The organism is Sphingobium sp. WR1 (assembly GCF_059693745.1).
In genome coordinates, this window is sequence record NZ_JCATID010000025.1 from 67,548 (window position 1) to 76,747 (window position 9,200).

Consider the following 9,200-nt stretch of genomic DNA (forward strand, 5'->3'; position numbering starts at 1 on the left):
TATGGCGTTCACCGACATCTTTATCCGTCGCCCCATCCTCGCGATCGTGGTCAGCCTGCTGATCCTGCTGGTGGGCGTCAGTGCGACGTTCAGCCTTCCGGTCCGGCAATATCCCCGGATGGAAAGCGCGACGATCACGATCGACACGGCGTTTCCCGGCGCGACGCAGGATGTGATGCAGGGTTTCGTCACCACGCCCATCGCCCAAGCCATCGCGACCGCCAGCGGCATCGAGTATATAACCTCGACATCGCTGCAAGGCAGCAGCCGGATCAGCGCGAAGCTGGTGCTCAATGCCGACGCGGACCGGGCGATGACGGAAATCCTCGCCAAGGTGCAGCAGGTCAAGTTCCGCCTGCCCACGGGCGTTACCGATCCCGTCATCACCAAGATCACCGACGGCGCTTCGGCGATCCAGTATATCTCCTTCATCAGCGACGATCTGCCGCCGCCGCAGCTGGTGGATTTCGCGACGCGCGTCGCCCAGCCGCTTCTGACCTCGGTCCGCGGTGTGGCATCCGCCCAGATCAGCGGCGGCGCGCCGCTGGCAATGCGCGTGTGGGTCGATCCGGTGAAGCTCGCCGCGCGCGGCCTGACGGCGGGCGATATCGCGGCCGCCTTGCGCGCCAACAATGTGCAGGCGTCCCCCGGAAAGCTGAAGGGCGAGAATACCGCGATCAACATCACCGCCGGCACCGACTTGCGGGATGTGGAATCCTTTCGCCGCATGGTCGTGAAGACCGGCAACAGCGGCGTCGTGCGGCTGGGGGATATCGCCACCGTGGAGCTTGGCGGCCAGAATTATGACGCTGCCGCGCAGGCCTCCGGCCGCCCCGGCGTGTCCATCGCCATTTCGCCGACGCCGGACGGAAACCCGCTGGAAATCGTCGCAGCGGTAAAGGCGCTGCTGCCGGAAATCCAGCGCGTCGCCCCGCCGGGGGTGGAGGTTGCCAATGATTTCGACGTCGCCCATTTCGTCAACGCCTCCATCGATGAGGTCGAGCGCACGTTGATCGAGGCAGTCCTGATCGTGGTTGTCGTGATCTTCCTGTTCCTCGGCTCTCTGCGCGCCGTCATCATCCCCATCGTCACCATTCCGCTTTCGCTGCTGGGCACGGCGGCGCTGATGCTGGCGTTCGGTTTCTCCTTCAACTTGCTGACGCTGCTGGCGATGGTCCTTGCCATCGGGCTGGTGGTCGATGACGCGATCGTCGTCGTCGAGAATATCCACCGGCATATCGAGGAAGGGCTGAAGCCGTTCGACGCCGCCCTGGTCGGCGCGCGGGAAATCGTCGGGCCGGTGATCGCGATGACGATCACGCTCGCCGCCGTCTATGCCCCGATCGGACTGATGGGCGGCCTGACAGGGGCGCTGTTCCGCGAATTCGCCTTCACGCTGGCAGGCTCCGTCATCGTCTCCGGCGTGGTCGCGCTGACTTTGTCGCCCATGATGAGCGGCAAACTGCTCCATTCGAAACTGGGCGAAGGCAGGCTGAGCCAGGCCATCGAGCGCAGCATGCACCGCCTCACTACCGGCTATTCCCGCCTGCTGGACCGGACGCTGGCGGCGCGGGCGGCCGTCCTGATCGTGGGCGTCGCCATGCTCGGCGCGATTGTGTTGCTGTTCACCGGCGCCCAGCGCGAACTCGCCCCGCCGGAGGACATGGGATATGTCTTCGTGCAGACCAAGGCGCCGCAATATGCCAACCTCGATTACACGCGGCGCTATAGCGATGAAGTCGAGCGCATCTTCCAGACCCTACCCGAGTTCAGGAGCAGCTGGTTCGGCTCGGGCGGCGATAACAACGCCAATGGCGGGTTCGGCGGCGTCGTGCTCAAGGACTGGGCGGAACGGGACCGTTCGGCCGACGACATTCAGGCGGAGCTGACCGCGCGCACGGCGGCGGTGACCGGCGTCTATGCGACCGCCTTTCAGGACAGTCCCTTGCCTGCGGGCAGCGGCGGCCTGCCGGTGCAGATGGTGATCCGCTCGGCGGACGATTTTCCGCAAATCTACCAGACGCTCGAAACCATCAAGGGCGCCGCCTGGGGCAGCGGACTGTTCGCCTTCGTGGACAGCGACCTCGCCTTCGACAGCCCCGAAGCGCACATCACCATCGACCGCGCGAAAGCGGGCGAAATGGGCGTCAGCATGTCCGAAGTCGCCGACACGCTGGCGATCCTCGTTGGCGAGAATTATGTGAACCGGTTCAACTGGCACGACCGTTCCTATGACGTGATCGCGCAGGTTCCGCAGAGCCGCCGGCTCGCGCCCGACGATCTCGGCCGGTTCCAGGTGAGAACGGCGTCGGGCAGTCTCGTTCCGCTCGCCACCATCGCCAGCGTTGAAATACGCCCACAGCCTAACCGGCTGCCGCAGTTCAACCAGATGAACAGCGCCACGCTGTCGGCCGTGCTGCTGCCGGGCGTGACCATGGGACAGGCGGTGGACTTCCTGCAAAGCCAGACGCTGCCCGCGGGCACGAGCGTCGACTGGCTGTCGAACAGCCGGCAATATGTGCAGGAAGGCAACCGGCTGACCGTCTCCTTCGGCTTCGCGCTGGTGGTAATCTTCCTCGTGCTGGCGGCGCAGTTCGAGAGCTTCCGCGATCCGCTGGTGATCCTCGTCACTGTGCCGCTGGCGATATGCGGGGCGCTGGCGCCGCTCTATCTCGGCTATGCCACGCTCAACATCTACACCCAGATTGGGCTCGTCACGCTGATCGGGCTGATTTCCAAGCACGGCATCCTGATGGTGTCCTTCGCCAACGAGATGCAGCGGCATGAAGGCTGGAGCCGGGTCGAGGCGATCCGCCATGCGGCGGCGGTGCGGATGCGGCCGATCCTGATGACCACCGCGGCGATGGCCGCCGGCCTCGTGCCGCTGCTGTTCGCCGGGGGCGCCGGGGCGAACAGCCGCTTTGCCATCGGCATCGTCGTCGTCATGGGCCTGCTGGTGGGGACGCTATTCACGCTGTTCGTGCTGCCCACCGTCTACTCCCTGCTGGCGGGCGATCACCGCCCGAAGGAGCCGACCGAAACCGGCGAATACCCGGCTGAAGGGGGTCTGGCCCATGCGTAAGTCCCGGCTCTCTCTTATCCTCTTGCCGCTGCTCGCTTCGGCTTGCGCGGCCGGCCCTGCCTATGCCCCCCCGCAGACCCCCGCTGCGTCGGCAGGGCCGTTCATCACGACGGCCGACGGCATCGACCGGGCTGGCGACCTGCCCGACGATTGGTGGCGGCTCTACCGCGATCCGGCGCTCGACAGCCTGATCGAGCAGGCCCTCGCGGCCAACACGGACCTGCGCGTCGCATCGGCCAATCTCGCCCGAGCGCGCGCGATCGTGCAGGAGGCGCGCGCCGGACGGCTGCCATCCACCGAGCTGTCGGGCGGCGTCAGCTATGGCGATTCCACGCGGGTCGGCGCGCCGGTCGGCAATGACGCGCAATGGTCGCAGAACGCCGGAGTCGCGCTTTCATGGGAAGCCGATCTGTTCGGCCGGATCGGGCGCGCCATCGAGGCGGCGCGCGCCGATGCCGAAGCGGTCGAAGGGGCCCGCGATGCCGTGCGCGTGACCGTCGCTGCGGAAACGACCCGCGCCTATCTGGACGCCTGCGCGGCGGCTTACGCTTTATCGGTGGCGCAGCAGTCGTTGCAGACCAGCACGGAAAGCCGGCGCGTGGTGACGGAGCAGGCGCGCGCGGGATCGGCAAGCCGGCTAGACGTGGAACGGGCCGCAGCAGCGGAGGCGACCGCCAAGGCAGCGCTTCCGGCGTTCGAGGGACAGCGGCAGGTCGCCCTGTTCGAACTTGCGGCCCTGTTGGGCACGACGCCGGACAATGTGCCGGAAACGGCGCGGCTCTGCGCGGTGCCGCCTGAACCCGCTGCCGCCGTTCCCATCGGAGACGGCGCGGCATTGCTGCGGCGAAGGCCCGATCTCAGGCAGGCCGAGCGCCAGCTTGCGGCCGATACGGCGAGGATCGGGGTCGCCACGGCTGATCTCTATCCAGTCATCAGCCTTGGCGGTTCCGGCACCTTCTTCCGCAACGACGTGGTGCGGGGAAGCGATTCCTTCAGCTTCTCGCTCGGCCCGCTGCTGTCGTGGCGGTTCCCCAACATGTCGGTCGCCCGCGCGCGGCTGCGTCAGGCGGAGGCGCGGGGCGAGGCATCGCTGGCCGCGTTCGACGGGAAGGTCATCACGGCGCTCAAGGAGGTCGAACAGGCCCTCGCCATCGTCGCGACCGGACAGCGTCAGCTGGCCGCGCTGCGCGAGGCGCAGGACCGATCGGCGTGGGCTTACGAACTTGCCGACAGGCGCTATCGCGCCGGTTCGATCGGATTGCTCGATGTGCTGGTCGCTCAGTCCGACTTGCTGGCCGCGCGAGCCTCCCACGCCGCTTCGCTGCGGCGACTGTCGCTGGCGCGGGTTGATTTGTTCAAGGCGCTCGGCGGCGGCTGGCAGCAAGCGCGGTCGACCAACAGCGCCCTCCTTTCCGAAAGGTCAGTAAAGTGAATAAGGCTCTTCCCGTATTATCGACGATATTGGCGTGGCCGCAGGCGGCATTTTTCCTGTTCGGAGCCTATGGCAACGCCTTCATCTCCGAAGAATATGCCGCCGCCTATGCGGCCTGGGGCTATCCGGACTGGTTCCATTACGTCACGGCCGCGCTGGAACTGACCGCCGGCATATTGCTGATACGGTCCGCCACCCGCGCGTTCGGCGCCGCGCTCGGAGCCGTGGTCATGGCGGCCGCGACGCTCACGACCTTGGTGAATGCGGATTACGGCCATGCTGTCGCGCCTGCCGTGGTGTTCGCAGTGTCGCTCGCCGTTCTCGGCCTTTCCCTCGCTTTGAGGCGGAATAGAAGCAGATGAGCGGCGAGGCTGCGGTCATCACACTGCCGTCGTCAATCCGGGTTAAGCCGGGGTGACCACTCTTCCCCATCTGATGCTTCATCGGCAAGCTGCCGAAGCGCGTCGTTACGCCTGAAGGACAATATAACGAAAACGGCGGCGATCGCGGCGACAATGCTGAAAGCAAACCCGCTGGAATATCCCGCCACCCCGGCAATGGCGGTGACAGTGGCGGAGGTTCCGATCTCACCCAGATCGCGGCTGCTTTGTACGACTGTCATGTCGGTCCCGGCTTGCCTTGCCCTTGCGGCGAAGCGCATTGCGAGGGTCATTGCGGCGACCGATGCGCCCCCGCTGCCAGCCGAACCCAGCAGGATGGCGACAAGAGCGATATGCCTTTCGACCGGCAGAATGGCTGATGCCTGCATGATCCAGAGGCATGCGCCTGCGCAGGACAGCCCAAGACTGAGCAGCAGGACGCGCGCGATGCCCATCCGGCGCACGAGCCACGCCCCTCCGCCGCATCCAACGACCACTGTCACGACCCCGCCGATCATGCCGATTTGGCCGATGGCTTCCAGCGCCCAGCCTCTATCGATCAGGAAGAGCTTGGACAAACCAAAGACGGAGCTCGCTGTTACGGCCGTCAGCAAGGCAATAGCCAGCACGGAAACTGCTCCCGGCCGCCGGACGAAGCGTGACAGACTGGCGTGTTCCGGCCTGGTGGTTGATTGCGCCGCTGGTGCCGGCTCCCGCCACAGGAGTATCAGCACAAGGCCCGAAAGGACGATCAGTGCCATGGCCGCCAATGCCGCTTGCCTGCCCAGCATTCCGGCGAGGATCAGGCACCCGGCGCCGCCGATGAAGAACCCGATCATGGTGCCGCCGACCTGCACCGCATTGGCGCGAACCAACATCGCGCCCTCGAAATTCTCGGCGCCAAGACCGTCGGTTGCCGTGTCCTGCGTCGCCGACGCCAGCGAGGCCAGCGCGAACAGTGCGATCGCAATGGGCGTGGTCGCTTCGCCGATACCCAGTATCGCCACCGCCGCGAGGCAGAGGAACACGGTCGCCTGCATCGGAATGATCCAGCTGCGCCGCTTGCCGATCCGTCGGGACCAGTGATTGTCGACGAAGGGCGCCCACAGGAATTTCACGATCCAGGGCAGGCCGACCAACGGCAGGAAGGCTAGCCCTGTCAACGACACGCCATCCCGCCGCAGCAGCGTCGGCAACGTCTCCATGGCGAGCCCCAGCGGGATGCCCTGCGCGACATAGAGCGCGCCGACCGTCGCGAGCAGCCGATAATTGTGAAAATAGGAGGCGGCGTTCATCGGGCATGCCTTTTCGTTGGGCGTCGCCGCCACCAGAGCCATGGACCGGTTACGAGAAGGATTACGCACAGCGCGGCGGCGAGCAGATAGAGGCCAAGCATCACGGACCTGTCCCACAGGCCGGTGTGCAGGGATTTTGCAGCGATCATCAGCTTCATGAAGGCCGGAACAGGCCGTGCTGGAGCCATCACGCCGGACTGGCCGTCGAAACGCACGGTCACCGACTTGCCCCAGGGAGCGGCGTCGCGAACGAGGAGCATCACCGTGACCGGCCCGGCGCCGTGTCCGGGCATGATGCCCAGAAGCTCGGCACCCGGATGTGCGTTCAGCGCGGATTCCAGCATAGGCCGTAGCGGCGCCCGGGGGACGTCGAATACCGGTCGTGCCATCGCCGCGTTTGGTCGATCGGGCCGGCTGAATTCGCCGAGTGTCTTGAACCCGAGCAACAGGAAGCCGCTGCTCGCGGAGACAAACAGAAAGATCATCACGACCAGCCCCGTCCATTTGTGCAGTCCGGCCATGGGCGAGGGGCTATGCCAGGGCGCACTCGTCAACGTCCGCAAGCGTCGGCGCATGATCGCAAACCCGCTGATCGCAAGCATGATGAGCGCGATGGCCGTCAGAAGCGCGATAGCCTTTCCGCCCAGCCCCAGCAGAAGGCTGTTATGAACGGTGAGCAGGACGTCCCGCGCCGCCGATCCGGAAGGCACCGGCGGAAATATCTGTCCCGATTGCGGATCGAGGGCGACGGCGAGGGGCTCGCCATCCCCCGCACGCACCGATGCCTGCCATGCATGACGGGGATCGGGTGCGGGGAGGATCAGGCTCAGTGAGGTATCGCCGTAGCGCGCCCGAAGCGATGAAATCGCCACATCGACTCCGGCCAGAGTGGTAACGGGACGATCAAGCCGTGGTCCCGCGGCCGTTTCGGTCGCATGACAGATGAGCAGGCCAAGTCCCGTAACGGCCAGGAGCGCAAACGGCACTGCGCAGGCGAGCCCGATCCATCGGTGCAGCTTCCAGAGCAGGATGCGCGTTTTCATGCTTCATGCGGACGCATGCGCGTGCCGCCGGCCGGGGTCAGGAACATCAGCCGTGAGGGCGCGCGCAGCAGGAGGCGGTGCCAGGTCCCACGCTCGACCACGCAGCTCTGTCCGCGCGCGAGCGGCAGCAGGATTTCGCCGCTTTCATCCTCGACGACGAGATCGATATCGCCTTCGACGAGATGCAGGATCTCGTCGCCGTCGGGATGCATCTCCCAGTTGTCCGGATGCAGGTCCTCGGGCCGTTTCGGTTCGCTCATGCCTAGAACGCGCGAGGCTTTCGCCCGATTGACCTGCCGCCAGGCGTCCGGCGAGCGCGGCAAGGCATCGGCACGGCCGTCGACATCGAGCCGGACGAGCGTGCCCAGCGGATCGAACAGGGTGACGCCCATGTCAGTAGCGCGCGCGGAGCGTGGCCACGACGCTGCGCGGCTCACCATACCAGTTGTTCCAGCTGGTGCCGCCGATCGACGCGAAATAGCGCTTGTCGAACAGGTTGTTGGCGTTGAGCCCGATGTCGATCCGTGGCGTGATGGCATAATCGGCGCGCAGGTTGACCACGGCATAGCTGCCCTGCGTCATGCGGACGGTGCCCTGCTGGCTGTAGAAGCTGCTCTGCCAGTTGACCCCCGCGCCAAGTCCGAGCTTTCCATCGAGCACGGGCGGTCGATAATGGGTCCACAGCTTCACCATATGTTTTGGCGTGAAGCTGGAGAATGGCTGACCCTCGTTACCGCTGGGCACGCCGGTGGCGGTGCGGTCCCGCAGATATTCGGTGTCGACATAAGTATAGCCGGCCTGGATGGACCAGCCCTCTGTCAGCTCGCCCTGTACTTCGGCATCGAAGCCTTTGCTCTCCACCTTGCCGTCGGCGATATAGGCGCATACCGATCCGGGCATGCAGGGATGATCGGGGTCGAGCTGTGCCCGGTTGTTCTGCCGGATACGGAAGGCGGCCAGCGATGCGTTGAGCTTTCCGCCGAACCATTCGCCCTTGATGCCGGCCTCGATATTGCTGCCGGTCATCGGATCGAGCACCTCGCCGTCATAAGTCAGGTTGTTCTGCGACGTGAAGATCGAGGCATAGCTTGCATAGAGCGAGAAGGGACCGCCCACCTTCCAGACGAGACCGCCATAAGGCGTGAACTCGCGGTTGATCCGGTATTTGCCGGTGGGCGTCTGCGGCCCGCCGATCGTGGCGCGGCGAACCGTCTCCGTACGCCACCAACTGAGCCGCCCTCCCGCGATCAGCGTCAGGGGATCGGCGAGACTCAGGCGAAGCACCGCATAGCCGCCATATTGGGTGGTATCGGTCGTCTGCTCGCCACCCCAGCTTTGCGTCGTCGGCTCCGGCGTGGTGACGGGCGTGTCGGAGAAAAGGTCAACGGGCTGCATCAGCCCCGGCAGGTTGTAGGAAATCTGTCTGGTGTGGCCGTCCCAGTAATTGGCCCCGACCAAAATCTGGTGCCGACGTCCGAGCAGGTCGAAGCCGCCCGAAACATAGCCGTCAAGATCGGTCTCGCGGTTCCTGAAATCATAGGCCCCGCCATAAAGGATCGGTCCCATCCGGGTTGTCCGGTCTACCGCGCCCATCGCGCTGGCATAGGTCATGTCGCTGTCGCCGGAGATACGGCTCACGGCGACCTTGGCCTCCCAGTCGCCGCCGAACTCATGGCGTAGCTCGACGAACATCTGCACATTGTCCCAGTTGCGGCTGGACCAGGGCGCGCCGGGATAGCGCGAGCGCGGGATCGGCAGTTCGCCGCCATCCGCATAGCGCGGCACACCCATCAGCGTTCCGTCGTCGGCGACGTCCTGCCATTTGATCGTCGCGGCCAGCACCGTGCGCGGCGCAAGATTCCATTCGATTGTGCCATAGGCGAGATATTTGCGCCGATGGCCCTGGTCGTAGAAATAGTCCCGATCCTCGAAGATGCCGACAAGGCGAGCGCGCAGATCGCCGGATGC

Annotated in this window: 7 protein-coding genes; 3 read left to right on the forward strand and 4 right to left on the reverse strand. The window is 65.5% G+C overall.

The features are described 5' to 3' along the window. The first annotated feature begins 1 nt into the window (after position 1). Genes AC58EF_RS22990 through AC58EF_RS23000 form a run of 3 tightly spaced genes read left to right on the forward strand, consistent with a single transcriptional unit; the run spans position 2 to position 4,876 of the window. Positions 2-3,082 carry an efflux RND transporter permease subunit gene (locus AC58EF_RS22990; protein ID WP_497278820.1) on the forward strand — a complete coding sequence of 1,027 codons (3,081 nt, stop codon included), beginning with the start codon at positions 2-4 and terminating at the stop codon, positions 3,080-3,082. After that, positions 3,075-4,514 carry an efflux transporter outer membrane subunit gene (locus AC58EF_RS22995; protein ID WP_497278821.1) on the forward strand — a complete coding sequence of 480 codons (1,440 nt, stop codon included), beginning with the start codon at positions 3,075-3,077 and terminating at the stop codon, positions 4,512-4,514. The genes AC58EF_RS22990 and AC58EF_RS22995 overlap by 8 nt, the downstream gene beginning before the upstream one ends. Beyond that, positions 4,511-4,876 carry a DoxX family protein gene (locus AC58EF_RS23000; protein ID WP_497278822.1) on the forward strand — a complete coding sequence of 122 codons (366 nt, stop codon included), beginning with the start codon at positions 4,511-4,513 and terminating at the stop codon, positions 4,874-4,876. Before AC58EF_RS22995 ends, AC58EF_RS23000 begins: the two co-directional genes overlap by 4 nt. 32 nt (positions 4,877-4,908) lie before the next feature. Here AC58EF_RS23000 and AC58EF_RS23005 read toward each other — a convergent pair whose 3' ends face one another. From AC58EF_RS23005 to AC58EF_RS23020, 4 genes are all read right to left on the reverse strand, one after another. Continuing rightward, positions 4,909-6,189: a RhtX/FptX family siderophore transporter gene (locus AC58EF_RS23005; RefSeq protein ID WP_497278823.1), complete on the reverse strand. Its 1,281-nt coding sequence runs from the start codon at positions 6,187-6,189 to the stop codon at positions 4,909-4,911. Beyond that, positions 6,186-7,232, reverse strand: coding sequence for a PepSY-associated TM helix domain-containing protein (locus tag AC58EF_RS23010; RefSeq protein WP_497278824.1), 1,047 nt, complete (start codon positions 7,230-7,232; stop codon positions 6,186-6,188). The genes AC58EF_RS23005 and AC58EF_RS23010 overlap by 4 nt, the downstream gene beginning before the upstream one ends. Next, entirely contained in the window at positions 7,229-7,624 is a 396-nt protein-coding gene (locus tag AC58EF_RS23015; RefSeq protein WP_497278825.1) for a cupin domain-containing protein, read from the reverse strand. The genes AC58EF_RS23010 and AC58EF_RS23015 overlap by 4 nt, the downstream gene beginning before the upstream one ends. A gap of 1 nt (position 7,625) precedes the next feature. Beyond that, the coding region (locus tag AC58EF_RS23020; RefSeq protein WP_497278826.1) for a TonB-dependent siderophore receptor at positions 7,626-9,200 on the reverse strand (1,575 nt) is incomplete at its 5' end.

Bases quoted from the DNA above. Each gene is read 5' to 3' on its own strand.
- AC58EF_RS23010 (WP_497278824.1), bottom strand. From the start codon at position 7,232: ATGAAAACGCGCATCCTGCTCTGGAAGCTGCACCGATGGATCGGGCTC.
- AC58EF_RS22995 (WP_497278821.1), top strand. From the start codon at position 3,075: ATGCGTAAGTCCCGGCTCTCTCTTATCCTCTTGCCGCTGCTCGCTTCG.
- AC58EF_RS23015 (WP_497278825.1), bottom strand. From the start codon at position 7,624: ATGGGCGTCACCCTGTTCGATCCGCTGGGCACGCTCGTCCGGCTCGAT.
- AC58EF_RS22990 (WP_497278820.1), top strand. From the start codon at position 2: ATGGCGTTCACCGACATCTTTATCCGTCGCCCCATCCTCGCGATCGTG.
- AC58EF_RS23005 (WP_497278823.1), bottom strand. From the start codon at position 6,189: ATGAACGCCGCCTCCTATTTTCACAATTATCGGCTGCTCGCGACGGTC.